The following is a 555-nucleotide window of genomic DNA, read 5'->3' as shown; positions in this document are numbered from 1 at the left end:
TATCGTCTTTTCATACGAAAAGTTTACCATTATTGATACTCGAATCATAGTTTTATAGTTTGAAGACACGCTCTAGTCAATGCACTGGTTAAATCATGATTAATTTATTATTCGCTCTAAAAGGCTTGTAAAAGGCGCGAGGGTCCTGGGCTAAAAGCTCAGATGCTTCCATAGCGGTAAAATGTCTGCCGGCCGCGAGCCAATGGAGTCAGGCGAGTTACATTTAGGTTGCACACTGCCCATTCTTTAAGTAGTAACAATAGCAATTGCTTCTCAGAGCCATCAGCGATTTAGAATATAATGTTCTAAATCTTGAGTTTCATTGACTAAGGATAATGCTTTTTAAAAATACAAAAAGAAGAGATGGCTTAAGCCATCTCTTCTTTCATCTATATAAAGCGGGTGATGGGAATCGAACCCACGCTACCAGCTTGGAAGGCTGGAGTTCTACCATTGAACTACACCCGCAAAAAAATGGTCGGGATGACACGATTTGAACATGCGACCCCCTGGTCCCAAACCAGGTGCTCTACCAAGCTGAGCTACATCCCGAAA

2 tRNA genes are annotated in these 555 nt (G+C 41.8%); both read right to left on the bottom strand.

Going from position 1 to position 555, the window contains the following annotated elements:
* Positions 1–397 precede the first annotated feature (397 nt).
* Positions 398–468 (bottom strand) — tRNA-Gly (locus AC5V8P_RS26015).
* A 7-nt stretch (positions 469–475) separates the two neighbouring features.
* Positions 476–552 (bottom strand) — tRNA-Pro (locus AC5V8P_RS26010).
* Between the last annotated feature and the right edge of the window lie 3 nt (positions 553–555).

It is taken from the genome of Paenibacillus sp. N119s (assembly GCF_059447605.1).
Note: the sequence above shows the minus strand (reverse complement) of the source record. Positions and strands in the feature narration are given on the sequence as shown.